This is a genomic window from Microbacterium sp. NPDC089320 (assembly GCF_040684875.1).
Classification (GTDB): Bacteria; Actinomycetota; Actinomycetes; order Actinomycetales; family Microbacteriaceae; genus Microbacterium.
In genome coordinates this window covers 365,890-389,624 of the sequence record NZ_JBFBGY010000003.1, presented here as the reverse complement: position 1 = coordinate 389,624, position 23,735 = coordinate 365,890, and the positions used below count along the sequence as shown (strand labels likewise).

29 protein-coding genes and 2 tRNA genes are annotated in these 23,735 nt (G+C 66.9%); 22 read left to right on the top strand and 9 right to left on the bottom strand.

The genetic code is table 11. From position 1 onward, the window contains the following. Window positions 1–3 precede the first annotated feature (3 nt). The gene (locus AB0N61_RS10435) at window positions 4–867 is read left to right on the top strand and encodes an FHA domain-containing protein (RefSeq protein ID WP_363363783.1); all 864 of its coding nucleotides are present in this window, start codon (window positions 4–6) and stop codon (window positions 865–867) included. A 26-nt stretch (window positions 868–893) separates the two neighbouring features. Then, a complete protein-coding gene (locus tag AB0N61_RS10430) occupies window positions 894–1,373 on the top strand; it encodes a heme-binding protein (RefSeq protein WP_363363781.1) in 480 nt (159 codons plus the stop codon). Here the strand turns inward: AB0N61_RS10430 and AB0N61_RS10425 are convergent. Together AB0N61_RS10425 and AB0N61_RS10420 are read right to left on the bottom strand one after the other, a co-directional pair. Beyond that, window positions 1,367–1,885, bottom strand: a complete 519-nt coding sequence (locus AB0N61_RS10425; RefSeq protein ID WP_363363779.1) for a gluconokinase — start codon at window positions 1,883–1,885, stop codon at window positions 1,367–1,369. The two genes, AB0N61_RS10430 and AB0N61_RS10425, sit on opposite strands and share 7 nt — an antisense overlap. Window positions 1,886–1,892: 7 nt before the next feature. Further along, entirely contained in the window at window positions 1,893–3,269 is a 1,377-nt protein-coding gene (locus tag AB0N61_RS10420; protein ID WP_363364242.1) for a gluconate:H+ symporter, read from the bottom strand. A gap of 170 nt (window positions 3,270–3,439) precedes the next feature. Between AB0N61_RS10420 and AB0N61_RS10415 the strand changes: the two genes are divergently transcribed. From AB0N61_RS10415 to AB0N61_RS10375, 9 genes are all read left to right on the top strand, one after another. Continuing rightward, entirely contained in the window at window positions 3,440–4,147 is a 708-nt protein-coding gene (locus tag AB0N61_RS10415) for an FCD domain-containing protein (RefSeq protein ID WP_363363777.1), read from the top strand. A 119-nt stretch (window positions 4,148–4,266) separates the two neighbouring features. After that, window positions 4,267–6,909: a LuxR C-terminal-related transcriptional regulator gene (locus AB0N61_RS10410; protein WP_363363775.1), complete on the top strand. Its 2,643-nt coding sequence runs from the start codon at window positions 4,267–4,269 to the stop codon at window positions 6,907–6,909. 259 nt (window positions 6,910–7,168) lie between these two features. Beyond that, the gene (locus tag AB0N61_RS10405; protein ID WP_167945921.1) at window positions 7,169–7,660 is read left to right on the top strand and encodes an FBP domain-containing protein; all 492 of its coding nucleotides are present in this window, start codon (window positions 7,169–7,171) and stop codon (window positions 7,658–7,660) included. Window positions 7,661–7,706: 46 nt separating this feature from the next. Next, window positions 7,707–8,501 (top strand): enoyl-CoA hydratase/isomerase family protein, encoded by a 795-nt coding sequence (locus tag AB0N61_RS10400; protein ID WP_167945923.1) that lies wholly within the window; start codon window positions 7,707–7,709, stop codon window positions 8,499–8,501. A 114-nt stretch (window positions 8,502–8,615) separates the two neighbouring features. Then, window positions 8,616–9,608 (top strand): hypothetical protein, encoded by a 993-nt coding sequence (locus AB0N61_RS10395; RefSeq protein WP_363363772.1) that lies wholly within the window; start codon window positions 8,616–8,618, stop codon window positions 9,606–9,608. Further along, window positions 9,605–10,399, top strand: a complete 795-nt coding sequence (locus AB0N61_RS10390; RefSeq protein WP_363363770.1) for an inositol monophosphatase family protein — start codon at window positions 9,605–9,607, stop codon at window positions 10,397–10,399. Before AB0N61_RS10395 ends, AB0N61_RS10390 begins: the two co-directional genes overlap by 4 nt. Before the next feature lie 122 nt (window positions 10,400–10,521). Next, window positions 10,522–11,814: a peptidoglycan DD-metalloendopeptidase family protein gene (locus AB0N61_RS10385; protein ID WP_363363767.1), complete on the top strand. Its 1,293-nt coding sequence runs from the start codon at window positions 10,522–10,524 to the stop codon at window positions 11,812–11,814. A 67-nt stretch (window positions 11,815–11,881) separates the two neighbouring features. Next, window positions 11,882–11,953: transfer RNA gene (locus tag AB0N61_RS10380), tRNA-Thr, on the top strand. Window positions 11,954–11,987: 34 nt separating this feature from the next. Next, a tRNA-Met gene (locus AB0N61_RS10375) sits at window positions 11,988–12,061 on the top strand. Window positions 12,062–12,141: 80 nt separating this feature from the next. Here the strand turns inward: AB0N61_RS10375 and AB0N61_RS10370 are convergent. Continuing rightward, a complete protein-coding gene (locus AB0N61_RS10370; RefSeq protein ID WP_363363764.1) occupies window positions 12,142–13,071 on the bottom strand; it encodes a site-specific integrase in 930 nt (309 codons plus the stop codon). Between the two features lie 175 nt (window positions 13,072–13,246). Continuing rightward, on the bottom strand, window positions 13,247–13,816 hold the full coding sequence (locus AB0N61_RS10365; RefSeq protein ID WP_363363761.1) for a helix-turn-helix transcriptional regulator: 570 nt from the start codon (window positions 13,814–13,816) through the stop codon (window positions 13,247–13,249). 113 nt (window positions 13,817–13,929) lie between these two features. Between AB0N61_RS10365 and AB0N61_RS10360 the strand changes: the two genes are divergently transcribed. From AB0N61_RS10360 to AB0N61_RS10345, 4 genes are all read left to right on the top strand, one after another. Then, entirely contained in the window at window positions 13,930–14,127 is a 198-nt protein-coding gene (locus AB0N61_RS10360) for a helix-turn-helix domain-containing protein (protein WP_363363759.1), read from the top strand. Next, window positions 14,124–14,597, top strand: coding sequence for a hypothetical protein (locus AB0N61_RS10355; RefSeq protein WP_363363757.1), 474 nt, complete (start codon window positions 14,124–14,126; stop codon window positions 14,595–14,597). The genes AB0N61_RS10360 and AB0N61_RS10355 overlap by 4 nt, the downstream gene beginning before the upstream one ends. After that, window positions 14,594–14,923: a hypothetical protein gene (locus AB0N61_RS10350; RefSeq protein ID WP_363363754.1), complete on the top strand. Its 330-nt coding sequence runs from the start codon at window positions 14,594–14,596 to the stop codon at window positions 14,921–14,923. Before AB0N61_RS10355 ends, AB0N61_RS10350 begins: the two co-directional genes overlap by 4 nt. A gap of 210 nt (window positions 14,924–15,133) precedes the next feature. Next, entirely contained in the window at window positions 15,134–15,511 is a 378-nt protein-coding gene (locus AB0N61_RS10345; RefSeq protein WP_363363752.1) for a helix-turn-helix domain-containing protein, read from the top strand. A gap of 301 nt (window positions 15,512–15,812) precedes the next feature. Here AB0N61_RS10345 and AB0N61_RS10340 read toward each other — a convergent pair whose 3' ends face one another. Continuing rightward, a complete protein-coding gene (locus AB0N61_RS10340) occupies window positions 15,813–15,953 on the bottom strand; it encodes a hypothetical protein (RefSeq protein ID WP_363363750.1) in 141 nt (46 codons plus the stop codon). A gap of 80 nt (window positions 15,954–16,033) precedes the next feature. Here AB0N61_RS10340 and AB0N61_RS10335 point away from each other — a divergent pair, with 80 nt between their 5' ends. The 5 genes from AB0N61_RS10335 (at window position 16,034) to AB0N61_RS10315 (ending at window position 18,727) form a co-directional block, all read left to right on the top strand. Further along, complete coding sequence (locus AB0N61_RS10335) at window positions 16,034–16,177, top strand: hypothetical protein (protein ID WP_363363748.1); 144 nt, start codon at window positions 16,034–16,036, stop codon at window positions 16,175–16,177. Between the two features lies 1 nt (window position 16,178). Continuing rightward, entirely contained in the window at window positions 16,179–16,343 is a 165-nt protein-coding gene (locus AB0N61_RS10330) for a hypothetical protein (protein WP_363363746.1), read from the top strand. Between the two features lies 1 nt (window position 16,344). Then, a complete protein-coding gene (locus AB0N61_RS10325) occupies window positions 16,345–16,728 on the top strand; it encodes a hypothetical protein (RefSeq protein WP_363363744.1) in 384 nt (127 codons plus the stop codon). Window positions 16,729–16,972: 244 nt separating this feature from the next. Beyond that, on the top strand, window positions 16,973–17,344 hold the full coding sequence (locus AB0N61_RS10320; RefSeq protein ID WP_363363742.1) for a hypothetical protein: 372 nt from the start codon (window positions 16,973–16,975) through the stop codon (window positions 17,342–17,344). A gap of 201 nt (window positions 17,345–17,545) precedes the next feature. After that, window positions 17,546–18,727 carry a phage major capsid protein gene (locus tag AB0N61_RS10315; protein WP_363363740.1) on the top strand — a complete coding sequence of 394 codons (1,182 nt, stop codon included), beginning with the start codon at window positions 17,546–17,548 and terminating at the stop codon, window positions 18,725–18,727. A gap of 103 nt (window positions 18,728–18,830) precedes the next feature. Here AB0N61_RS10315 and AB0N61_RS10310 read toward each other — a convergent pair whose 3' ends face one another. Beyond that, window positions 18,831–19,253: a hypothetical protein gene (locus AB0N61_RS10310; RefSeq protein ID WP_363363738.1), complete on the bottom strand. Its 423-nt coding sequence runs from the start codon at window positions 19,251–19,253 to the stop codon at window positions 18,831–18,833. A gap of 263 nt (window positions 19,254–19,516) precedes the next feature. On the opposite strand from AB0N61_RS10310, the gene AB0N61_RS10305 reads away from it, so the two are divergent. Beyond that, window positions 19,517–20,065, top strand: a complete 549-nt coding sequence (locus tag AB0N61_RS10305) for a hypothetical protein (protein WP_363363736.1) — start codon at window positions 19,517–19,519, stop codon at window positions 20,063–20,065. On the opposite strand, the gene AB0N61_RS10300 is transcribed toward AB0N61_RS10305, so the two are convergent. Continuing rightward, a complete protein-coding gene (locus tag AB0N61_RS10300) occupies window positions 20,009–20,743 on the bottom strand; it encodes a WhiB family transcriptional regulator (RefSeq protein WP_363363734.1) in 735 nt (244 codons plus the stop codon). The genes AB0N61_RS10305 and AB0N61_RS10300 overlap by 57 nt on opposite strands. Window positions 20,744–21,133: 390 nt before the next feature. Between AB0N61_RS10300 and AB0N61_RS10295 the strand changes: the two genes are divergently transcribed. Further along, window positions 21,134–21,316, top strand: coding sequence for a hypothetical protein (locus AB0N61_RS10295; protein ID WP_167945932.1), 183 nt, complete (start codon window positions 21,134–21,136; stop codon window positions 21,314–21,316). Window positions 21,317–21,384: 68 nt separating this feature from the next. On the opposite strand, the gene AB0N61_RS10290 is transcribed toward AB0N61_RS10295, so the two are convergent. Then, entirely contained in the window at window positions 21,385–23,064 is a 1,680-nt protein-coding gene (locus AB0N61_RS10290) for an MDR family MFS transporter (protein WP_363363731.1), read from the bottom strand. After that, window positions 23,065–23,676 (bottom strand): TetR/AcrR family transcriptional regulator, encoded by a 612-nt coding sequence (locus AB0N61_RS10285; RefSeq protein ID WP_363363730.1) that lies wholly within the window; start codon window positions 23,674–23,676, stop codon window positions 23,065–23,067. Between the last annotated feature and the right edge of the window lie 59 nt (window positions 23,677–23,735).

Genomic DNA, 23,735 nt, shown 5'->3' with positions numbered 1-23,735 from the left:
ACCATGATCCGCCTCGATATCGACCTGACGGTCGAACACGTCGCTGCCGAGGACGCGCCTCCGACGCGCTTCACGGTGCGTGCTGCGGGCCGGGAAGTCGTCGTCTCGTTCGACTCGACCGCCGGACTCTCGGGCGTGGGACGCCGCAAGCTCACGCAGCTGGCGCCTCTCGCCGATGCGCTCGCACGGCGTGGAGTCAGCCTGCGGGTCGAAGGGCCGAAGGGCACTCTCGTCCAGCTCGGCGATGTGCGGTCAGGCCCCATTGGACGAGCGATCGCGGGGTCGCCGCATGTCAGGCTCGGGCACCTGTCGGCGCTGATCTCGGAGGTGCAGCACCGGGACGATGCCGGGTGGTTCCGGCTTCCCGCCCCGCCGTCCACCCTCTTCCCCTTGTTCCCCACTCTGGCGCGCCGGGCGCCGCGGCGGGTGACGACCACCCACTACATACCCGGGTCCGGTCGTCCCCGATTGATCTTCGCCGTGGGGAGCGGAGACTGGAACACCACCAGGCCGAGAGAGTTCGATCTCCTTCCCGGACGCACCACGATCGGCTCAGGTGCCGATGCCGATCTGCGCCTCGAGGGAGTGGAAGCGCTGCATGCCGAAGTCCGCCACAATGAGGACGACGAGTACGTCCTGTACTCGTTCGCTCCCACCGGCGGCGGGCGACCCAATCTGCCGCACAGCTCGGAGGACGCCCGGATCCTCCGCACCGGATCGCGGATCGAGATCGGATCCTGGCGGCTGGCGTTCTATCGTGAGGAGTTCGCCGATCACGGACGCCCCTTCGGCGGGCGTCAGGGTGGCGAATACGCCTTCCAGAGGCAGCAGCCCGTTCGCCCGTACGGATCGGGGGAACTCGGCTGACGACACGCACACGAGAGGTAGGGGACATGAGCGGCGGCACATGGATCGCGCAGCTGGAGAAGGAGCACGTCGAACTCGTCCTGCACCGCTTCGATCGCAGGGACGCCTGGGAACTGGGCCGCACGATCGTCGAGCGGGCATTGTCCCAGGGGCACCCCGTCGTCGTGGACGTGCGGACCTCGTCAGGGATGCTCTTCCACGCATCTCTGCCGGGAGCGACCTCGGACAACGACGTCTGGGCGGCGAAGAAGGCCGCGACCGCTCTCCGGTTCGAGACAAGTACGGCACTGCTCGAGGCGCGCATCGAGAACGGCGGTCGCGACATGTATGAGCCGGGATGGCTCGATCCGGCCGTCTACGCGGTCGCGGGTGGTGCGGTGCCGATCCGCGTCGACGGTGTCGGTGTCATCGCCGTGGCGACCGTGTCGGGGCTTCCCTCAGTCGACGATCACGACCTAGTGGTCGAGGGCATCCGATCGCTGCAGCGTCAGGAGACGTCTCAGTAGTCCGGGTGCAACCGCAGGCGCGACGCGATCTGCGCAGCCTGCTCGGCCGGCGTCAGCGCGATGTCGATCTCGATCGCTCGCTCGTCGGCCCCCAGAGGCTCGAGCGTCGCGAACTGGGAGTCCAGCAGGGTGGCGGGCATGAAGTGACCCTGACGGCGCAGCATCCTCTCCAGGATCAATTCGCGCTTCCCGGCGAAGTGCACGAACGTGACTGCATCCCGGCGCAGCACGTCGCGATAGCTGCGTCGCAGAGCAGAACACGTGACAATGCCGGGCTCGCCGGCGTCGATGCGTTCGTCGATCCACTCGGCGATGCGGTCGAGCCAGGGCCAGCGGTCCTCGTCGTTCAGGGCGTGGCCGGCAGCCATCTTGGCGACGTTCGCTTCGGGATGCAGGTCGTCACCCTCTTCGAATGCCCAGCCGAGACGGCCGGCGAGCATGGCTGCCACGGTCGACTTGCCGGTGCTGGCGACGCCCATGAAGACGAGGACGGGTGCGTTGACGGACATCATGGCGCGCTCAGACGAACATGCTCAGGACGAGGACGCCGGCGAGACCGGTGACCGAGATGAGGCATTCGAGAACAGTCCATGACTTCAGAGTCTGCGGGATGCTGAGGCCGAAGTACTCCTTGATGAGCCAGAATCCCGCGTCGTTCACGTGCGACAGGAACACCGATCCGGAACCGATCGCCAGCACGAGCAGCGCGACCATGGGGGAGTCGAGGGTCTCAGTGAGCGGCTGCAGGATACCCGCGGCGGTGATCGTCGCGACGGTAGCGGAGCCGGTGGCGATGCGGATGACCACGGCGACCAGCCACGCGAGGATCAGAACCGAGACGGAAGACCCGGAGACGAACTCGGCGATCACCTCGCCGATTCCCGTGTCGACGAGCACCTGCTTGAAACCGCCGCCCGCGCCGACGATGAGCAGGATGCCGGCGATCGGGCCGAGCGACGATCCGACGATGTCGTTGATCTTCGCGCGGTCGAATCCGGCACCACGGCCGAGGATGAAGAACCCGGCGAGCACGGCGATGAGCAGCGCGATGACGGGTGTTCCGAGGAAGTCGAGCGCGACCTTCCAGGGGGCGTCGGAGCCCGCGGCCGAGATGTCGGCGACGGCCTTGGCGAGCATGAGGAACACCGGGAGCAGGATGCTGAAGAGCGTCGCGCCGAACGACGGGCGGCGACGCTGCTCGATCCCCTCGTCCTCGTCGGTCACGAACAGCTCGGGGACGGGAACGTCGACCCAGCGCTCGGCGAAGCGGGCGAACAGCGGCCCGGAGATGATCACGGCGGGGATCGCGACGATAACGCCGAAGGCGAGAGTGAGGCCCAGGTTGGCCCCGAGAGCGTCGATCGCCGCGAGAGGACCGGGATGCGGCGGCACGAGGCCGTGCATGGCAGAGAGGCCGGCGAGAGTCGGGATCGCGATGCGCATGAGCGGCGCACCGGAGCGTCGCGCGACGAGGATGATGACCGGCACGAGGAGCACTAGGCCGACCTCGAAGAACATCGGCAGACCGATGACCGCGCCGATGAGTCCCATGACCCACGGCAGCGAGCGTGCGCTGGCGCGGCCCACGAGGGTGTCGACGATGCGGTCGGCGCCGCCCGAGTCGGCGAGCAGCTTTCCGTAGATGGCGCCGAGGGCGATGAGGATTCCGACCCCGCCCATCGTCGTGCCGAAGCCCGTCGAGAAGCTGGTGACGGATGCGGCGATATCCATGCCGGCGATCGCGCCGGTGGCGAGCGCGCCGATGGTGAGCGACAGGAAGGGATGCAGCTTCACCCAGGTGATGAGGACGATGATGATCGCGATTCCGAGCACTGCGGCGGTGATCAACTGACCGGCTGGCTGATCGGGGGCTGCCGTGTCGGCGACCGCCGTCATGAGCGCGTCGGTGGCGGGGGTGAAGAGTGCCATGAGCTTCCTTGATCCGGGCGTGGTTTACGACCTTATGCCGTACATAATAAGCACGCATACCACGTCATGCGCAACATAACCGAAACAATCGTGTGAGACGTCCCACGTCATGAGGCTGTGGCGGGCATACTCGACATATGACCGTCGTCGGCCCCGCAAGCCCCGTCCACGACTCGCTCGTTGCGGAGCTCGGGCGCGCGATCATCGACGGCGAGAACCCGCCGGGCTCCCGGATGCTGACCGTGGAGCTCGCCCAGGAGCGAGGTGTGTCCCGCTCGGCGGCGCGCGAGGCAGTGCGGGTCCTCGAATCCTTCGGCCTCGTCTGGGTGCGTCGCAAGTCGGGCGTCGAGGTGCGTCCGCGTGCCGATTGGAACGTCTATGCACCCGAGGTGATCGCGTGGCGGCTCGCGGGTCCGGGTCGCGACGAGCAGCTCCGCGAACTCAGCCAGCTGCGTTCCGTGATCGAACCGCTCGCCGCGCGGCTCGCGGCGGTGAACGCGACGTCGGACCAGAAGGTCGAGCTCGTCTCGCTCGTCGTGGCGATGAACGAGGAAGACCACGAGGCCGATCGAGAGCGCTACCTCTCCGCCGACATCAGGCTCCACCGGTTGCTGCTCGAGTCGTCCGGGAATCGGATGCTCGCCGCGCTGGGTGGCGTGGTCGAGGCGGTGCTGCGGGGCCGCACTGCGCACGATCTCATGCCGCACGTGGCGAATCAGAGCGCTGTGCAGTGGCACCGGGATGTCGCGTTCGCCGTAGCGGGCGGGGATGCGGACGCGGCCGCGGCGGCGATGCGGAGCATCGTCATGGAGGCCGACGAGGCGATGCAGCGCGCCGCCCAGTAGCCCGAGAGTGTCGGCCCTTCCGATATCTCGGTATACGTCCGCTCCTGCCGTGATCCGCGCTCGTTCGCCGATCTACGATCGGATCGCGAACGGTGTGGGGTTCTCGGGAGAGGCGAGCGATGGACCAGGGGGCAGGGGAACGGTCGCGCGCGCCGCGTCTTCCCCTGCACATGCTCGATCGCCCGAGGTTAACCGAGATCCTCGATCGCGGCCATGCGCTGACCGTCGTCAGCGGCCCGGCCGGGGGAGGCAAGTCGGTGCTGCTCGGTCAGTGGGCGGGCGCGCTGGAGGTGCGTGGGGCGGCCACGGTGCGGCTCGGCTTCGACGAGAGCATCACGAACGAGCACCTCATGCTTCGGGAGATCCTGACGCAGGTCGTCGTCCAGGACCTGATCGCCGATCGGAGCGCGGCACGCTCGGCACTGCGGGGGTTCGACGGCATCCGGGATCCAGCCGGAGAGCTCGGACGACTACTCGCCGACCTCACCCGACCATGCGTCGCCCTTCTCGACAACGCCGAACGGGTAGATGAGCGTTCGCTTCTGGGCGGGGCCCTCCACCTGCTCGACGCCGCACGGCTGCTGCGGATCGTCGTGGCGACGCGCCGTTCGACGGCGACGCGGACGCTGCAGATGCTCGCCTCCGCCGACGTCTGCGTCATCGGACCTACGCATCTCTCCTTCACCCGAGACGAGGCTCTGACCGTGGTGAAACGCGTGTCAGGTCAGTCGCTGCCCCGGCATGCGCTGGGCGAGGAGAGCGCATTGCCGCTCGCCGCCCGGGCGCTCGGGCTGGCGCTCGCGACCCATAGCGCGCCCGACGAGATCGCTCCAGTCGAGGTGCGCGAACTCGCCGACGCACTGCTGGCCGGCCTGATCGGTCCCGACGCACCACCCGATTTCCAGGAGTTCCTTCTGCGCACTTCGGTGCCGGGGGCAGTGACGCCCGAGATCGTGCGGCGCCTCGGATGGCCGGATGGTGGGCCCGCGCACCTCGACCGAGCCGAGCTCTTCGGGCTGGGCATGTGGGAACCGGCGGATGACGGCCTCGCGTTCGTCTACACCCCGCTGCTGCGCGAGGCGCTCGCCCGCAGGCTCGATCAGCGGCCTCCCGACGCCGTGGCGCCGATCCGCCGAACCGTCGCGTCATGGGCCTCCGAGCACGGCAGGCATCTCGACGCACTGACGAACGCGATGAGGGCGAAGGACTACGTGCTGGCGTCGCGCCTCGGGCGCAAGTCGTGGTTCATCCTCTCTCGGACGAGCCCGCAGGACGTCGTGACGCTGCTTCGCCGCGAGAACCCTCTCGTGCTCTCACGTCATCCGCTGCTGGGCATGCTTCTGGCTCTCGTGCTGCTGCGGCTGGGGCAACGGCTGCGAGCGTTCGCCTATTTCCGGGCCGCGGCGCTGTCTCTCCACCGTCGCGGAATCGACGACGACCCCGTCGAACGCTTCTGGATGCTCAGCGCGAAGACGCTGGCCGAGCGGTTCGCCGGGCAGTTCCGGCGATCGGGGGTGTCCGCCGACCTGGTGATGCGGGTCTTCGACACCATGGACGCCGAGCAGCGCGCGGAGTGCACCGGGTTCGCGGCGCTGCTGCTCAGCAACTGCGGACTCAGCTTCCTCCAGCTCGGGCGGATCTCGGATGCCATCGAGGTTCTGCAGCTCGGAATGACGATCCAGGTCGCGCACACCATCCTGATCCTCGAAGACGGAGTCGGCCTGCGGATGCCCGATGACGACGGTGGCTGGTATCACTGCGCCGCGACGCTCGCCGGCGTCTACGCCCTGCGAGGACGACTGTCCGACGCGCGGAGGGTCCTCGACGAGATCGATGAGGCCGATCCTCCGCCCGCGTGGCGAACAGAGCAGTTCGGGATCATGGAGCAGATCGCCCACGCGATCATCGCCATCGCGGCGCTCGATCTCGACGAAGCCCGGCGCCGCACGGATTCGATCGCCCACCATCTGGGAACCACCGAGCTCTGGCCCTACATCGTCTGCGTCCAGAGCGAGATCGAGGTGCGAGATGGCCACCCGGCGGAGGCCGCGCTGCTCATCTCCCATTCCCTCGGCCGCGGAGTCAACTCGGCGGTCTCCGATTTCGGCTCGTCACGGCTGACGGTCGCACAGGTGATGACGTCGCTCGCGCTCGGAGATCAGGCGGCGGCCCGACGGACCGCGGCCGCGCTGCTGGGAGACGATCCGGCGCGGCTCGCCGTAGAAGCGTTCATCGCGCTGCTCACCCACGACGACGCGCGGGCTTTCGCCTCTGCCGAGGCGGCGCAGTCCGAACGCGAGCCGGATCTCGATCGGTTCTGTCTCGCGGCCGTCACCTCATCGGCTGCGGCAGCACGACTGGGCAGGAGTGAGGCGGCGGCCCGAGCGATGTCCCGCGCCGTCGCCGTGATGCGAGAGGAGCGTTCTCAGGCTCCGCTGGCGCTCTTCTCCAGAGATGTCCTGGGCGAGGTCCGCGAGCTGTGCGAGCCGGCTGAGCAACGCTTCCTCGACGACTACCTCGCGCGTGCGTCGGACGGATGCCCGTTCCGCGCGCTGCCACCCGCGGTCAGGCTCACCTCGAGGGAACTCGCGGTGATGCGAGAGCTTCGGAGGACCTCGTCCACCGCCGCGCTCGCCGCCGCGCTCTTCGTCTCTCCGAACACGGTGAAGGTTCAGCGCCGCAGCGCATATCGCAAGCTGGGCGCGGCGAACCGAGAGCAGGCGCTTCTGCGCGCCGCAGAGCTGGGGCTGCTCGACGAGTGAGCGATCCGGTCGATTGAGGCGCACCCCGTGTTCGGGTACCGCGGGGTGCGCCTCGCAGTCGGGAGCGTGGGGAGGGGTGAACCTGGGAGTTCGTGCTCGCGTCGACCTGTGTTCACGTTAGGCGCAGGTGAGTCGAGCCGTGAGCGAGCGCGATGGTACACGCCGTAATTCACCCTGGAACTCGCCCTGGGTGCATGTCGCCGCGAAATCGGACACCGGGTCTCGGCCCGACGAGCGCGGGTGTTCATAGACTGGACCGATGCGAGCGCTCACCGAAGCAGACGTCCGTGCCTCGTTCGTCAATGCGGATGCCGACGAGCTGCGGGTCATGGAGATGCCCCACGACTTCGTCCTCATCGATTGGGACTACCTGGACTTCTTCGCGTGGCGAGACCCGAGTGCGGGACGTCGCGGCTACGTGCTCACGCAGCACGAGGATGAGATCTCGGGGTTCGTCCTGCGAGTCTCAGACCCAGGCCGCGGTCGTTCGGGCATGTGCAACATCTGCCACACGATGCAGCCGGGCAACCAGGTGGCGCTCTTCTCCGCCCGACTCGCGGGTGAGGCAGGGGAGCGGGGCGACTCGGTCGGCACCTATATCTGCGCGGATCTCTCGTGCCATGAGAACGTGAGGCTCGCGCACCCGCTCGCCCCGAACGAGATCCTCGCCCCCGGGCAGGTGGACATGCGTCTCGACGGCACGAGGCGACGCATGGAGGCCTTCGTGGGCCGCGTGCGGCAGCAGGCCTGATCGCGGTTAGCCTGGTCGCATACGTCCTGCGCTCGAAGGAGAAGCCATGAACGATGCCATCCTGTTCACCGTCGATGAGGGCCTTGCCCGGCTCACGCTCAACCGTCCGGCGAGGCTCAACGCGTTCAACGCCGATCTCGCGCATGCCTGGCGTGAGACGACGGCCGAGGCGACGGCGCGGCCGGATGTCAAAGCGATCCTGATCGACGCCGCGGGCCCGGCGTTCTGCGCCGGCGGGGATGTCATCGAGATGGCGACGACGATGGGATCGGGTGACGAGATCACCGCTCTGGCCGAAGTGATCAACGCAGGTATCCGGGCGTTGACGGAGTCCGCGGTGCCGGTCGTCGCGGCGGCCCATGGGACGACTGCCGGCGGCGGCCTCGGCATTCTGCTCAGCAGCGACTATGCGGTCGTCGGCGCTCGCTCCCGGCTGGGCAGCCTCTATGCGAACATCGGGCTCACCCCCGACCTCTCGGTCTCGGCTCAGCTCGCTCGAGCGGTCGGGCAGCGACGGGCGCTGCAGTTGGTGCTGCAGGACCGCCTCCTGACAGCCGCGGAGGCCGTGGAATGGGGCCTGGTCGCAGAAGCCGTCGACGGGGCGGACTCGGCGGACGAAGCCGACCTGGTCAGAGCCCGCGCCGAGGAGGTCGCCCGCTTCTGGCTCGCCGGGGCCGCAGATGCCTACGGGCACGCGAAGCGACTCGTGCGATCTCAGCCCGAACGGACGTTCGCCGAGCAGCTGAGCGAAGAGGCGCGCTCGATCGGCGCCTCCCTGGCCACACCGGACGCGCAGGCGCGAATCGCCGCGTTCGCTGCGGCGTCCGCGCGCAAGGGCTGATCGACGCACCGGGTCGCGGTCGGGGTCGATGTATCCACGGATCGCGCCAAAACTCCTGCCCGCGCGCCGGCGCATGCAAGGATGAACGCAACGCCGCTCAACGAGAGGAACGCGATGTCGCAGCCGGAGACCCCCCAGCAGCCCCCCGCGCTGGTCGAGAAGAAGAACATGTCGCTCCTCATCAGAGGCGCGATCTGGATCGCGATCGGCGCACTCATCGCTGCCGCGCTCGTGTGCGTGGTGTGGGTGCTGATCGGAGATCAGGACGGGTTGATCGGGCGAGCATTCCTCACCATCCTCCTGCTCGCCGCCTTCGCCGGGATCGCGATCCTCGAGGCGGGTCTCGCCCCGAACCGACCCGACTGGCTCGCGCTGTCGAGCATGGTCAGCTGGATCGTCGCTCTGCTGGTCGGAGCGGTCAAGATCTGGCTGCCCGAGGACGACGCGTACTTCACCGGTGCAGAGCGCTTCTTCCAGCTGCTGCTCGTGGTGGGAATCCTCCAGCTCGCCCTGCTGCATGTGCGGCTGTTCACGCCGGCCGCGCGGCGTCACGTGACGACGTTCACGCGCATCATCTACATCGCCACGATCGTGTTCCTCATCGGCCTCGTGGCGATGTTGATCTTCTTCCTCACCTTCCCGCACACCTTCGACTACGGCGAGCTGTACTGGCGCATCGTGGTCGCGCTCACGATCCTGGCGGCGGTCGGCACCACACTGATCCCGCTGCTGAATGCGCTGTTCGCGCCTCGCAAGCCGGCTGAGGCTCGCGCTGCGGCCGCTCAGAACGTCGCGGCCGCTCCTGCATGGCCGACCTATGCGGACGGCGTCACGCCGCTCCCCGTACTGCCCGACGGGTCGCCGGACTGGAACGCCTACTACACGGGCTACCCGTCGGTGCAGCCGCAGCAGGCGCTCCCGGTCGCCCCGACGCAGCAGGCATTCCCTGTGGCGCCGTTCCCGGCTGCCCCGGAGCCGTATTCGCAGGGTTCCACCACGCCTCCGGCTCCGCCCGCGCCCCCGGCTCACGACGCCTACCCGCCGGCTCCGCCCGCGCCCTCGGCTCACGACGCCTACCCGCCGGCTCCGCCGCTGCCTCCCCAGTGAGCCTCGAACGAGAACTGGTCGACCTCGCCGCGCGCACCGCGCGCGAGGCGGGAGATCTGGCGCGCGCCCGCCGCAGCGAGGGTGTGCACCTCGCGGCGACGAAGTCGACTCTGGCCGACATCGTCACCGAGGCCGACCGCGAAGTCGAGGCGCTCATCCGCGAACGGCTGCAGGACGCTCGACCCGGTGACGGGTTCCTCGGAGAGGAATCGGAGGCCGAGCGGGGCGAGACCGGCATCACGTGGGTCGTCGATCCGATCGACGGCACGGTGAACTACGCGTACGGCATCCCCTCGTATGCCGTGAGCATCGCTGCGGTGCGTGGCGACGCGGTCCCGGGCGAATGGGAAGCGCTCGCCGCGGCCGTCTACGCCCCGGTGTCCGCCGAGATGTTCACCGCGGCCCGCGGTCACGGTGCCTTCGTGGGCGACACGCGTCTCTCGGTGACGAACGAGACGCCGGCGGGAGCGCTGCTCGCCACCGGATTCGGCTACGACCCCGCGACGCATGACGGCGACCTCGCGACGGTCCGCAGGGTGATGACGATCGCCAGAGACCTTCGGCGCGCGGGCTCCGCCGCTCTCGATCTCGCGTTCGTGGCGGCCGGGCGGCTGGACGGCTACTTCGAGCGTGGCCTCAAGCCGTGGGATCACGCGGCAGGTGCGCTGCTCGTCACCGAGGCGGGCGGGACGGTCTCGCTGATCGACTGCACCTCCGCGAGACCCATGCTCGTCGCGGGTGGAACTGAGGTCCACCGGCGGGTGCTCGATGTTCTCCGTGATGAAACGTGAACGATTCATGGCATTCACAGGTGGATCAGGCTAGGGTTTATCCGATCGTTACTTTCATCGGCCCGAATCGATGAAGGTCGTAAGCGCCCCCGAGCTTCACGTTTAACCCGAGAGAATTTGATTTGCCCTTCGAGAATCCCCAGGCTGCCTCTGCGCCCACGCGCCGCTCCAGCCGTCCCCGCACTGCGGCCTTCGAGGCCTCCGCGGCAGGAGTGACGGAAGCCGTCTCCGAAGCTGCGTCCGTCTCCGAAGCCCCGTCCGTCCCGTTCGAGGCTCCGACGTCTCGCCGCGCCGCCCGCCAGCGCCTGAACACCGCAGAGGTCTTCATCGCCGCGACCGCCGTCGCGGCCGCGTCTGCCGCATCCGACTCCGCCGATGTCGTCGCGGTCGAGCCCGCCGAGGCTCCCGCAGAGGTCGACGAGCCGATCGCCGCCGAGCCGACCGCCGCCCCTGCGGCAGAGCCCGCGGCGTCCGCGCAGGATGCGCCCGAGGCTCCCCGTCCTGAGGACGGAGAGAACGGCTCACGCCGTCCGAGTGCGCACGATGCATTCGAGACCGCGGCCCGTGCATTCCGTCACGTCGCGCCCGCGGCCATGTCGCAGCCCGCCACGGAGACCGACGCGCCGGCCGCTGCCGCCGCTGAGATGCCGGCCGAGCACATCGCTCGCCGTCGTCCGTCCGCGCGCAAGTTCCTCGCCGTCGGTGCGACCGTCGGCGTGATGAGCCTCGCAGGTCTGCTCGCCGTCGGAATGACTCTTCCTGCCGAGGCTGTCGCCGCGGTCCAGGGAACGCCGACGCTCGCGTCCACATCGCTCGTCGCCGCGTCCGGCTCCGCGTCGAAGGCTGCATCCAACGACGAGATCCAGGCGTTCGTGACGTCGTCCGACGTGCAGAACGAGTCGCTCGCGCGCTCCGACAGCTTCTCGAGCGTGTCGCTGATCCAGGTGGCATCGGAAGAGGGGATCAACTACTCGAACGAGGTCTTCACCAACGACGCCGAGGCTGCGATCCAGTGGCCGTTCAAGGTCGGCGTGGGAATGAGCTCGGGATATGGCATGCGCTGGGGACGTCTGCATGAGGGCATCGACTTCGTGCCCGGTGAAGGCGCTCCCATCCAGGCGATCGCCGACGGCGTCGTGCGCATCGCCACCGAGCAGGGCAACGCCTACGGCGTGACCGTCTACATCGATCACGTGATCGACGGACAGGTCATCACGAGTCACTACTCTCACATGCAGTACGGCTCGCTGCAGGTCAAGGCCGGTCAGACGGTCAAGGTCGGCGACATCGTCGGGCACACCGGCAACACCGGGCGTTCGTACGGTGCGCACCTGCACTTCGAGATCATCATCAACGGCAGCACCATCGATCCGCTGCCGTGGCTGCGTGAGAACGCGGGTCGGATGTCCTACTGACGCCTCGATTTCATGAGGACGCCACAGTGATGGTATTCTCGTGTGGTTGCCCCGCGAGGGGCAGCACGCCCCGATAGCTCAGTGGCAGAGCACTTCCATGGTAAGGAAGGGGTCGTCAGTTCAATCCTGACTCGGGGCTCACAGCGTTCGTATCTGCGATGCGGATGCGGTGTGGCAGGGTAGCTCAGCTGGTCAGAGCGCACGACTCATAATCGTGAGGTCGCGGGTTCAAGCCCCGCTCCTGCTACAGAAACACCAGATCAGCCCCGGATTCGTCCGGGGCTTTCTGCATTCTGGGTCACGCCACTCCGCACATACTCCGCAGATTCAGTTGCCGAGAACCGCGTCGAGGGCATCTGCTGCGCGGGTTCCTCCGACTGTCTTCGACATGTAGGTGCCCATCGTCAGCGAGGGGTCTGCGTGTCCGAGGTACTCGGCGATGTCGCGGGCGGTGAGGCCGGCCTGGTCGAGAGCAGTCGCGACGGTCTTCCTGAAGCTGTGGAAGCTGTAGTCGCCGATGCCGAGACGCGCGCGGGCCTGAGCCCAGTCCCGTGCTGTGTTCCGCGGATCCCGAAGATTGCCGAGGATCGTTGGGAACACGAGGCCGTGGGGGTTGGGGCCGCCGCGCACTCGTCGATCTCCGAGGACGCCGAGCACGCCGCTGGGGAGACGGATGCGCCGAGTTCCGGCGTCGGTCTTCGTGTGCAGCTGGCGGATGACGCCTCGGCCGGTCGCGCGTACGGCGTTCGCGCGGATCGTGGCAGTGCCGGCGCCGAGGTCGACGTCGTCCCAGGCGAGCGCGCACGCTTCGCTGATTCGGACTCCGGTGCCGGCGACGAAATCGACCAGGTCGACGAGGTCAAGGTCGTGCGCGCGCTGGTCACTTCGCAGCTTGGCGAGGATGCCGGCGAGGTCCGCGAGGGGGATCGGTGTCGCTCCGACTGCTTTCTGCTCGAGCGGTGCGAGCTCGCGCACGGGGTTGTGGCGTACGGCGTCGGCGCGTGCGGCGAGCCCCATCATCCCGGATAGGACCGAGCGCACAGTCTTCGCCGTGCCGACACCGACCTCTGAGGCGATCGCGTCGATGAAGCGCTGCAGGCGGTCAGCTGTGGCCTCTGAGATGGTGAGATCCCCGATGCGGGGGATGATGATCTTCCGCACGGCGCGCTCGTACGTCTCGACGGTTCGCGGGGCACGGCCAGCCTTCGCTGCGAGGTAGCGTTCGCCGAGGTCGCGCAGGCGAGTCTCGCGCTTCACCTCGGTTGCCGTGGACGCCTGGATGGTCGTCAGTGCGTGTCGGAGGGCGGTGCGGGCTTTGGCCTCGCTGGTCGCGATTCGTTCGACCTGTCGTAGTTTCCCGTCATCGAAGCGGTACCTGGTGCGTGCACGCCACCGGCCGGGGGAGAGCTCCGTTGTGTGGATGGTCCCGTAGCTACTCAGCGGGGTGCGCGGGCGCGCCATCGGTGTCCTTTCCTGCTTGAAGCACGACGCTGCCTGTGACCTTCGCGAGAGCATCGGCCAGATTGGCGCGCCGCTCCTCTGAGGCCACTTCGACGACGAGAGAGGCGAACATCTTGTAGCCGTTCGTGTCCCATTCCACCCAGTCGCGCCAATCGTCCTTGCCATCGCCCCATAGTTCTCCGGCTGCCTCAGGGTTCGCTTCGACCAGCGTGGCGAGGCGGTTCATCTGACTCGCCAGCGACCGCAGAGAGCCGTGAGCTTCTTCTATCTGTCGACGTACCCCCGTCCACGTGCGCACGATCTCCGTGCGAGTGACGTGCCGGTCCGGCGGGAGTAGCTCACCAAGCTGAACGCCGAGGATCGCGCAGAGGTCGACTGCCTCTGCAAGTTTCAGTGAGCGCTCGCCCTTCTCCACGGCAGCGACCGTGGGCTGTGTCCACTTCCACCCCAGCTCTTTCATCGATGAGGCGATCGAGGCCTGCGAGGTTCCGCCTCGGAGGCTCTGGAGGTTGGCGCCGATGCGGGCATCTGAGTCAGTCACGTCTCGAGACTAACAAGATATTTTGCGCCATCCTAGATTTTTCTGATACTCCGTGTAGTATCGGATTATTCGCAGTGGTGCGGATTTCATGATGAGGAGATGTGATGCAACAGATGAAGACAGAACGCGCCGAGCTCCCTGAGCTCGCGACGCGAGCGCAAGTCGCCGACTACACGCAGACGTCGGTCCCGACACTCGCGAGGTGGGCAGCGCTGCGCCAGGGCCCGAAGGTAACGAAGCTCGGCGGTGTGGTTCGGTACCGGCGTGAGGACGTCCTGGCCTGGATCGCGGAGGCGGGTGCGTCGGCATGACCGCCAATGAGAAAGGCCCCGGTGCTGGCGGCAACCAGTCCGAGGCCGAGATCCCAACTACCCCATCCCAGGAGCACGAAGTGAACGAGAACATCATCGCAGAAACCCAAGGCGCTGGCGAGAGTCTCGCCGAGTGGAACGCCCGCGACCGCGCAGAAAAGTCGGCATGGCTCGCTGCGCATCCCGAGGCACTCGCGGCGAAGCCGGAGTGGGCCACTCAGGTCGGGGTCGAATGGGAGTTCGAAAACCGAATCGTCACCATCACATACGAGCGCGAGTTCGGTCACGTTCTTCTGAGCCGTTGGGCGACATGGGAGCACGGTGCCATTCGCTTCACGGACGGGACAACGACTCCTGAGGTGGTCGTGCTGCTGCGCGATGACCCGCTGACCATCGCTCAGATGCGAGAGCTCGCCGGGAATCTTCTCGCCGCGACTCCGATTGTCGAGACTGCGCTGGTGACGCCGTGACCGCGCGCGACGAGCAGGAGACGACGATCACCGCGATGCGTGATGACGCTACGTGGTCGGTGTACACCTCGAACGCCGTGCATCTGCGTCGACTGCGGAACCTCGCGGCCACACGTGAGTACGTGAGGATCACCCGCGAACTGGGTGAGGGTGCCGAGTTCGTGATCGATGCCCCGTTCTTCCACCTGTTCTCGGCGATACGCGGAAAGCGCGCCATGTCAGACGAAGCGAAGGCTGCCGGTGCTGCACGCCTCGCGGCATCGAGGGAACTGCGGCGGCCGTCGTCGGTCGACGATGCGTTCCGCGATCGTGAAGGGGCGAGCTGATGGACGGGACGACGAAGCCCGCCACCGAGTGGGCGGTGCACCGAGTCAAGGAGCGGAAGTTCGCGAAGCTGCACACCATGTGGGCGGCGGTTGCCCCTGGGTGCCCCGCAGGCCCTCACCCGCACCGCGACTGTGCCTGTCAGATGTTCCGGAGCCCGGACGCAGCGCAGGCGCACATCGATGCCATGACCGGCGAAGGAGGAGTGTGATGTGGCGCGAATCACCGCACGCTGGCTGTTCCGAGAAGGAATCGGCGAGCTCGACCTCACCAAGACTGAGGCGCTCGTGCTCCTCGCTCTGCTCGACCACGCTGAGAAAGGGATCGCATGGTGCCCGCAGACTCGACTCTCGCGCGAGCTTCGGATATCCCGGTCACAGATCAACCAGGCGCAGGCTCGGCTGCGGGAGATCGGTGCTCTCATCGAGCACGAGCCGGGCCGTCGAGGTCGGGCGACCCGCTACCGGTTCGGAGACGTTCGAGAGCTTCGGACATGTCCAGTCACGCGACAGGTTGACGCGCCGAACATGTCGGATTACCGGGGCAACTTCAAGGTGGTCAACATGTCCGACTATCGGACTGGAGGGTAGAAGTACTTACGTCGCCCGCTCCGGTCACGTTCAGAGCAGTCACAGATGCTCATCGCGGATCGGGCAGCTTGCTGCTCGATGCCCCTGCGGCGAGCAGGCTCAGGGAGACGTCGCCTCGGAAGCACGGGAGGGGGTGTCCATGCAGCGGACGTCCCAGCGTGCTCACGGTCTTACCGCCTCCCGGCGGCGCTGGCTGATGATGACGAGCTGGCAGGATGCCCGCGACAGTCACCCGGCCGCCGGATCCGAACATGGGCTCGAGGTGGCCGGCGCCCAGCGTGAGTTCAGTACGCGCGAGGCGTCATTCGCGCAGCGTGATGATGAGCCAGGTCGTCCAGTGCAGCCACTCGCTGAGGTGGGTGGGGAGAATGCACAGCTCCGCGAGCTTCTGGGGGTCGCGGGTTCCGAGGTGCGTCGGGGCCTGTTGGATGCGGGCTCTCATGCTCGTGATACGCGCGAAGGCCTGCCGGGAGAAACCGTCGACAAGAGCAATGCCGCGTGTGCGGTAGGAAGCAGGTAATCGTGGCCAGCGTGCCAACGGAGATCGTCATCCACACGGCCGCCGATAAGCAGAGCACGTGGGCTTGGCTCGTCAACAACGGCGGCTACTGGCTCTATCTCGGCCCGGACGGCAAGCTGCATGCTCTCCCGTTGGGAGGAGCGTGAAATGGCTATTGAACCCCCAGCCGGATTCGCCGGCGCTCGGATGTGGCACATCGGCGGTGACGGTTGGTACATGAACCCGCCGACGATCGCTGCGGCGTCGGTCGGTCTGCCGCCGAACACGATCTATATCGACCCGAGCAGCGGCAAGATCTACAGGACGGTGTGACGTGGCCGCGGAGAATTACCTGTTCGAGTACTACGGCGCCGACTTCAACATCATGATCGACGTCGCAAGCGGTCCGGCCACGACGACTAGTGCCCCGAATCTCCGGGTGGTCGAGGGCTCGTGGAAGACATGGCGGCTGGACGTGGACCCGGCCGTCTCCGGTCTCGAGGGCGTGCGAATCCGCCGCTGCGTCTCGGCGAGCGGCGGCGAGCATCCCGACGGAAATCTCACGCCCGCAGAGAGTGGCCCGACCTTGGGGAACATGCTCATGGTCGGCGGTGCCGGCGATCTCTACCAGATCGCAGGTGGGTACGGCGTTACGTCTCGGTTCTATTCGGCAGAGGAGTGGGCCGCAATGCGGGCGGAATGGGAGGCATCACTGTGAGCGGAGAACGAATCATCGGGCCGATGACGGCGATCGCTACTGTCGAGCAGCTGAGGGAGGAACTCGTAACCGCTCGGGCATCGGCGCAGTATCAGCGGCATGCTGCGAAGAATGCGAGGCAGCTGCTGCGACGGCTCGAGGCTCGTCATCGTCGCGGCGATTACGAGGGGGCAGCGTGGCTGCTTGAGAACTGGGAGAGCCAGCTGCAGAAGTGGTCGGACGAGGCGATAGCGGGGTCGAGGCTATGAGCGGGGGAGAGCCGATCCGGCATCTCGTCGCTGCGGCCGCGAAGCAGCGGAAGGGGCGGCAGCTGCAGCGGCTTGCCGAGCACACTCTCCGCGCGATTGATGAGGGCGAAGTGGTCGCGGCGCAGCGCGTGTCGGATGCTGAGCTCGTCGACATCGCGGTGCTGCTGCTCGAGGCGATCGAGTCCGGAAACCGTGCGCAGATCGACGCGGTCGGTGTTGGCGTCACTGCGGCGCCTGGTGTTCCTGGTCGGCTGCTCGAGGCGATCGGGGCGTGCGCTCTGGTGTTCGCCGATGCGGCCGGCGTCGACTGGCGGGAGGCTCTCGCGCTGCAGCGGGCGCGCGTGATCGTGGACGACGCGCTCGGCTGAGCCCCGAGCCGTGAGCGGCCGGTCTGTGGGTGTGTCTTACCACGGGCCGGCCGTTTCGTCGTATCCTCGTGTCAGGCCGACCGGTGTCCGTCCCGATCTGAAGGGGCGGCGGTACTGAAAGCCAGCCACCCGAATTTGCGCGGTGGCTCGCATTCAGTCGCGGCCGACGCGCTGCGACTCCACTCATTGGAGAAACCGCACATGAATCTCACGGAGAAGCTGAAGGCCCTGCTCGCAGAGGTCGACACGCTGTCCAAGAAGGGCACCGATCTGACCGAGGAGGACGTTGCACGCGTGCCCGTTCTCCGCGGCGAGATCGACGCCATCCAGGCGAAGATCAAGGCGCAGGACCTCGCCGCCTCAACGCTGAAGTCCGCGATCGACGAGGCGGACGGGAAGCGGGCGAAGGGCGCGCCCGACGCGCACCAGTTCCTCAGCCGCGCCGACCGTGCAGACGGCTTCGCGGCCGCGTTCAAGACGCAGCTCGCCGAGCAGACGTCGAACAAGGCGCTGGTGCCGAACCAGACCGTGACGATCGACTACAGCGCCCCTCTCGTCGCGGAGCCGCGCCCCGCGCTGACGCTGCTCTCGCTCGTGAGCTACGACGACAGTGAAGCGGAGCCCACGGGCGCCTACCTGCGGCAGACGCTCCGCGAGAACAACGCGACCACGGTCGCCGCGGGCGCGAAGAAGCCCACCAGCCGTTATGGCACCGAGTCCGTGCCGTGGGAGCTCTCCACGATCGCGCACCTCTCCGAGCCGATCCGCAAGCAGTTCCTGGAGGACTTCGCTCAGCTCAATCCGTGGCTGGCTGTCGAGCTCGCGTACGGTGTCACCGAAGCGCTGCAGGATCTTCTGCTCGACGGCGGTGTGAGCGAAGGTGGCGCTACTGTTCGCGGCCTCGACACGGTCGTCGGAACGAACACGCAGGCTTTCGTCGGCGACACGTTCCGCACACTGCGTCTCGCGATCGGAGCGCTCGAGGTGAAGGGCATCGCCGCGACCGGGATCGCCCTGAACCCGACCGACTGGACCGAGATCGAGCTGTCCGAGGACAACGAGGGACGCCCGCTCACGACCGCATTCGCCGGTCAGGGCATGAGCCGCAGCCTGTGGGGTGTCCCGGTCGTCGTGTCGCCGCAGATCGAGGCGGGCACGTCCTGGGTCGGAGATTGGCGCACCATCCTGCTTAAGCGCAAGGGGACGCTGAAGCTCGAGATGACGGACAAGGGCGTGTACGAGCAGCCCGCCGTCGACCCCGAGGCCGAGCCCACGCTCCTCGACCTGTACGAGCACAACCTGCTTCGTGCCCGCGCCGAGGTCCGAGCCGTGTTCCAGTTCCTCCAGCCGGCGGCACTGACCAAGGTCGACATCTCCGCGTAAGTACAGCGGACAGTCCGCACCACACCACAGAGGCCCCTACGCGAACTCATGCGCAGGGGCCTCTTCGTGTGTGGCGAGGCACGTCAACTTCGGCCGAGGCTGGCTAGTTGTACCGCACCTGCAGCTCAGAGGAAGGCTTGTCCCCGGCGAGCCAGGCGAAGAGGTCATTCGTCGCGAAATCCACGTATTCAGCGTTCACCTCTCGATGTCCTGGGTCAATCAGGTTCGCGGTGAACGACAGAATCTCAGGCGTCACTCGAGCCGTCGATAGCGAACCCAAGAACCGGATGCGCGCGTGCCGCGCAGCGACATTACCCACGCTGCGAATGGATGCCACCGTCTCGAGCAACTCGGCAGCGAGCCTTTGGGTTTCAGCTTCAGCTTCTTTTGCAGCGTCGCGCTCCTCCACGGCTCGCCGTCGCTTCTCGTGCCATGCGGGCGCGAGTATCTGACCGAGTGTTGCGGAAGCGCCGCTCAGAAAGACGAGGCCGCCAGTGACGAGGGCGACAATGACGGTTTCAGGCATGCGATTACCCTACCGATGACGTCCAGCAGGGGGAGGGGCGTTCGCATCTCAAAGCCTCGAACCCCGGCCCACCTCCCGCATGGCGGTGTTCCTCTCTCCCCGCGTTTGGCGCCCGTTTTCTACCAGGGGTGTAGCACTCTGTCCGCGAAGCCGGTGGGAGTCTCGATCCCCGTGATGGTATGGAGTTCGGGGGGTGTGGTCTTCCTCGAAGACACGAGGATCTTCCCCCGTGTCACATGTGTCACCGGCGATACGATCGCCCCATGAACGTTCCCTTGGCAGTGCAGATCCTGATCGCAGCAGTGCCTGCGAGCGCCGCTGTGATCGCGGCAGTGATCGCAGGTCGGTATGCGGGGAAGGCGCGCCTCGCCGAGCAGAAGGCAGCGCGCCTTCTCGCCCTCGAGGAGCGCACCGCTGAGCGGAAGTGGGAGGTCTACCAGCCCTTTATTCAGGCGCTCGGAGACATGCTCACGCCGTCCAGGAAGGATGCTGCCCTCGCCGCAGCTGAAGACACGATGGGCGACTTCCAGAACTTCGTCGGAGTATGGGGATCAGACGAGGTTGTGCAGGCGTTCTACCGGTTCCGCCGCGCGGCTGTCACGAATCCGCCGGCACTGATCACAATGCGCCTAGTGGGCGATCTATTCGTCGCGATGCGTAAAGACCTCGCATGGCCTGAGAGTGAAATCACAGCGCTCCACACAATCGGTCCGCGGATCAACGATCTGACGGTCGGGAGCCCCCTTGAGACATCGCTACGCATACCGTTCGATGAACTCGCCGCCCGCGAGAACTGGACCCCTCCCTGGTAGCGCGGCGCTTCGTTCGTCATATGTTCGCCAGGTCTGCCCCGCCCAGAATCCGGCTGTCGGGCGTGACGCAGTCGCGAAGGCCCCGCACCTGGCGAGCATCGGGCAGTGCGCGCAGATGTCGGCCAAGATCGCGGCTGTCTCGTCGTCGACTCTGTCGGCGGTGAACTCGTCGACGCCGGCGCATCCTGGGGTCGCGTCTTTCAGCTTCTCGGTGAGCGCGTAGTACTCGGCGCCACCGCGGAGGGTCGGCATGTCGGCGAGCGGATCGATGACACGCACTGGTGTGCTGTTCTCCGCGTGTGTACTCGCGTCTGTGCCGTGCACAGCGTCGTCCGGGTACTCGGGGAGGGTTGTGACCTGTGACGCGTCAGATCGCGTGTCCTGTCGACGTTCTGCGGTGTAGCGGAACCGTTCCGGGATCGGAGGGGGTGTCTCGCCCCGCTCGATCGCTTTCGCCCGCTGCCGGTAGAAATGCACCGGGCTCGCCTGCATCTTCTCCCGCCACCACGCGAGCAGCACCTGCAGCTCGACGACCCGGTATCGCTGCCCGACCTCATCCACCCGCCACGACATCGGCATGCCCTGACGACGCCAGTTCCGCACCGTCCGCCCCGACGAGCGCACCCGCTTCGCTGCCTCGGCGTAGCTCAACCAGGTCTTACCCTCATCCGTCCCCATGCTGATCATTCTGACCCACCAGGATCCCGCTTTTACTCCGCACAATCAGTGAGCGTGTCCGTGCTCTCCTGATACCTGCTGATGCCGGAAAGACGGGGGAGTGTGGCCTACTGATACCCCGCACTAACCCCCGATTTCGTAGGTGACCTAATCGTGAGGTCGCGGGTTCAAGCCCCGCTCCTGCTACAGATGAAAACCCCCGGGATTCCCGGGGGTTTTTGCGTTCCACCTGCCCGTCGGACCGGACACGACACACGGGACCTCCGTCCACTGCTTCCTGGTCGAGGTCGTCTTTCGGCATCCCGCGGAAGGTGTCAAGGGGGATGCCCGATCCGCTGTGCGACGAGAGGCTGTTGTCACCTTCCCGTAGACGGACGATAGGAGCGACACATGTCAGACCCCCAGGCAGCACCGGACGAGAATGCCGAGATCGACGCGACCGGCGTGGACGCCGACTTCGTGACGAACGACCCGGACCCCGAGGTCGACTCCGCCACCCCGGGCGAGAGCCAGAAGGCCGACGGCGACAACGCCGATCACCCCGACGAGCTCGAGGTCGGCGACCTCCCCTGACCCGGACGCACGACGGGCCCGGTCCTCGATGAGAGGAACGGGCCCGTTCTCCGTCTGTCGGTGCGAGATCAGCGACGCGCGGGAGGGGCGTCGTTCTCTCCGACCGCGGTGCGGCTCTCGGCATCACGCCGAGAGGTGGTCCGCCCACCCTCTGCGCGCTGCTCGGCCTCGAGGCGTTCCGCCTCGTCACCGCTGATGGCCTCGCCGCGAGCGACGAGCCCCGCCTGATCCGACAGCGGGATCTGCTTGAGGAACAGCGACAGCACCAGCGCGAGGGCGATGAACGGCACGAGGTACCAGAACACCGGAGCGAGAGCATCCGCGTAGGCCGTCACGATGCCGTCTCGCACCTCATCGGGGAGCGAGTTCAGCGTGGCCGGGTCGATCGTCGATGCGGCCTGGGAGGCGGCGTCCGGCGATGCTCCGGCGTCTGCGAAGACGCCGAGCAGGTTCTCGGTCAGGCGAGTGGTGAAGATCGTGCCGAACACCGCGGTTCCCAGCGATGCACCCACTTCGCGGAAGTAGTTGTTGGTGCTGGTCGCTGTTCCGATCTCGCCGGCGGGAACGGCGTTCTGCACCACCAGGACGACGACCTGCATGATCAGGCCCAGCCCGGCACCGAACACGAAGAGGAAGGCGCAGATGAGCCAGATCGGCGTCTCGGCGGAGAGGGTGGTCATCGAGATCATCGCGATGCCGGTGAGGATCGTTCCGACGATGGGGTAGATCTTGTACTTCCCGGTCTTCGAGATCGCGATGCCCGAGAAGATCGATGTTCCGATGAGACCGACCATCATGGGGATCATCAGGAGTCCGGAGGCGGCGGCGGAGGTGCCGGACGACATCTGCAGGAAGGTCGGCACGAATCCGATCGCCGCGAACATGCCGATCCCGAGCACCAGCCCGATCGCGGTCGCGTTGACGAAGATCGGGTTGCGGAAGAGGCTCAACGGGATGATCGGATCCTGCACCCTGGCCTCGGTGATGACGAAGGCGGTCGCGGCCACGATGAGCCCGGCACCCCAGGCCCAGGTGGCGAGGGAGTCCCATCCGAACTCCTTGTCGCCGCCGAAGTCGGTGAAGAAGATCAGGCAGGTCGTCGCGATCGAGAGGAAAATGACGCCGAAGATGTCGATGGGCTTCTCGGCCTTCTTGCTCGGCAGCTTCAGCGCCACCAGGGCGATGATGAAGGCGGCGATCCCGACCGGGATGTTGATGTAGAAGGCCCACTGCCAGGTGAGGTGGTCGACGAAGAACCCGCCGAGAAGGGGGCCCGCGACGGCAGACAGGCCGAACACGGCGCCGAGCGGTCCCATGTACTTGCCGCGCTCGTTCGCGGGCACGATGTCGGCGATGATCGCCTGCGACAGGATCATCAGACCGCCGCCGCCGAGACCCTGCAGTGCGCGGAAGATCACGAACATCCAGAAGTCGGTGGCGAAGGCGCAGCCGACGGAGGCGAGCGTGAACAGCGCGATCGCCACGAGGAAGAGGTTGCGACGGCCCAGGACGTCACCGAACTTCCCGTAGATGGGCATGACGATGGTGGTCGCGAGCAGATAGGCGGTGGTGATCCACACCTGATGATCGACGCCGCCGAGCTGGCCGACGATGGTCGGCATGGCGGTCGAGACGATCGTCTGGTCGAGGCTCGAGAGCAGCATGCCCGCGATCAGGGCGCTGAAGATGATCCAGATGCGGCGCTTCGTGAGCAGGAAGGGCGCATCCGTGGTGGCGGTGGCGGACATTCAGTCGGCTTTCTGTGATGGTGCGAACACGGTGCGAGCGATCTCGAGGCGTCGGGTGACGAGGTCGCTGAAGGAATCGGTCGAGTGCTGATGCAGCAGCTGGTCCATGCACAGGCGCACCAGCGCGCCGACGGTGTGGACCATGACCTCGGCGCGCAGGTCGGCATCGTCGCCGTTTCCGCTTCGCTGGACGATGAGTTCGCCGTCGCGCCTCTCGTTCTTCGCCAGCTGCTCGAACGCGGCCTTGAGCAGTCGAGGCTCCTGCTCGATCACCGCGAAGAGCGCCGGCGCGTCCTCGAGGGGGTTGAAGAGATCGAAGCGCGCGATCGTCAGAGCGATGAAGTCGTCGAGCAGGTCGCCGTCCTGCGCGACGAACTCCGCTTCGAGCGCCTCCTGCCGGGAGTCGATCGCAGCGAACCCGAACACGGCGTTCTCCTTGCTCTCGAAGTAGTTGAAGAACGTGCGCCGCGAGACGCCGACACCAGCGCAGAGCTCCTCGACCGTGAAGCCCGCGAAACCGTGCTCTGTCGTCAACCGCCGTGCCTCGTCGGTGAGCGCGCGCGACGTCCCGCGCTTGCGCTGCTCTCGCAATGAATCTGCACTCTCGCTCATAGAGTGCAATATTGCACTCTCAACCTAAGAGTGCACTGTGAAGCCCGATGTGATCGTGT

Excerpts from the sequence above, each read along its gene's own strand:
- AB0N61_RS10320 (WP_363363742.1), top strand. The coding sequence starts at position 16,973 with ATGAGCGGGGGAGAGCCGATCCGGCATCTCGTCGCTGCGGCCGCGAAG.
- AB0N61_RS10405 (WP_167945921.1), top strand. The coding sequence starts at position 7,169 with ATGCGAGCGCTCACCGAAGCAGACGTCCGTGCCTCGTTCGTCAATGCG.
- AB0N61_RS10340 (WP_363363750.1), bottom strand. The coding sequence starts at position 15,953 with ATGAGAGCCCGCATCCAACAGGCCCCGACGCACCTCGGAACCCGCGAC.
- AB0N61_RS10315 (WP_363363740.1), top strand. The coding sequence starts at position 17,546 with ATGAATCTCACGGAGAAGCTGAAGGCCCTGCTCGCAGAGGTCGACACG.
- AB0N61_RS10305 (WP_363363736.1), top strand. The coding sequence starts at position 19,517 with ATGAACGTTCCCTTGGCAGTGCAGATCCTGATCGCAGCAGTGCCTGCG.
- AB0N61_RS10355 (WP_363363757.1), top strand. The coding sequence starts at position 14,124 with ATGACCGCCAATGAGAAAGGCCCCGGTGCTGGCGGCAACCAGTCCGAG.
- AB0N61_RS10395 (WP_363363772.1), top strand. The coding sequence starts at position 8,616 with ATGTCGCAGCCGGAGACCCCCCAGCAGCCCCCCGCGCTGGTCGAGAAG.
- AB0N61_RS10430 (WP_363363781.1), top strand. The coding sequence starts at position 894 with ATGAGCGGCGGCACATGGATCGCGCAGCTGGAGAAGGAGCACGTCGAA.
- AB0N61_RS10420 (WP_363364242.1), bottom strand. The coding sequence starts at position 3,269 with ATGACGGCGGTCGCCGACACGGCAGCCCCCGATCAGCCAGCCGGTCAG.
- AB0N61_RS10400 (WP_167945923.1), top strand. The coding sequence starts at position 7,707 with ATGAACGATGCCATCCTGTTCACCGTCGATGAGGGCCTTGCCCGGCTC.
- AB0N61_RS10300 (WP_363363734.1), bottom strand. The coding sequence starts at position 20,743 with ATGGGGACGGATGAGGGTAAGACCTGGTTGAGCTACGCCGAGGCAGCG.
- AB0N61_RS10415 (WP_363363777.1), top strand. The coding sequence starts at position 3,440 with ATGACCGTCGTCGGCCCCGCAAGCCCCGTCCACGACTCGCTCGTTGCG.
- AB0N61_RS10295 (WP_167945932.1), top strand. The coding sequence starts at position 21,134 with ATGTCAGACCCCCAGGCAGCACCGGACGAGAATGCCGAGATCGACGCG.
- AB0N61_RS10360 (WP_363363759.1), top strand. The coding sequence starts at position 13,930 with ATGAAGACAGAACGCGCCGAGCTCCCTGAGCTCGCGACGCGAGCGCAA.
- AB0N61_RS10410 (WP_363363775.1), top strand. The coding sequence starts at position 4,267 with ATGGACCAGGGGGCAGGGGAACGGTCGCGCGCGCCGCGTCTTCCCCTG.
- AB0N61_RS10290 (WP_363363731.1), bottom strand. The coding sequence starts at position 23,064 with ATGTCCGCCACCGCCACCACGGATGCGCCCTTCCTGCTCACGAAGCGC.
- AB0N61_RS10435 (WP_363363783.1), top strand. The coding sequence starts at position 4 with ATGATCCGCCTCGATATCGACCTGACGGTCGAACACGTCGCTGCCGAG.
- AB0N61_RS10310 (WP_363363738.1), bottom strand. The coding sequence starts at position 19,253 with ATGCCTGAAACCGTCATTGTCGCCCTCGTCACTGGCGGCCTCGTCTTT.
- AB0N61_RS10285 (WP_363363730.1), bottom strand. The coding sequence starts at position 23,676 with ATGAGCGAGAGTGCAGATTCATTGCGAGAGCAGCGCAAGCGCGGGACG.
- AB0N61_RS10330 (WP_363363746.1), top strand. The coding sequence starts at position 16,179 with ATGGCTATTGAACCCCCAGCCGGATTCGCCGGCGCTCGGATGTGGCAC.
- AB0N61_RS10425 (WP_363363779.1), bottom strand. The coding sequence starts at position 1,885 with ATGATGTCCGTCAACGCACCCGTCCTCGTCTTCATGGGCGTCGCCAGC.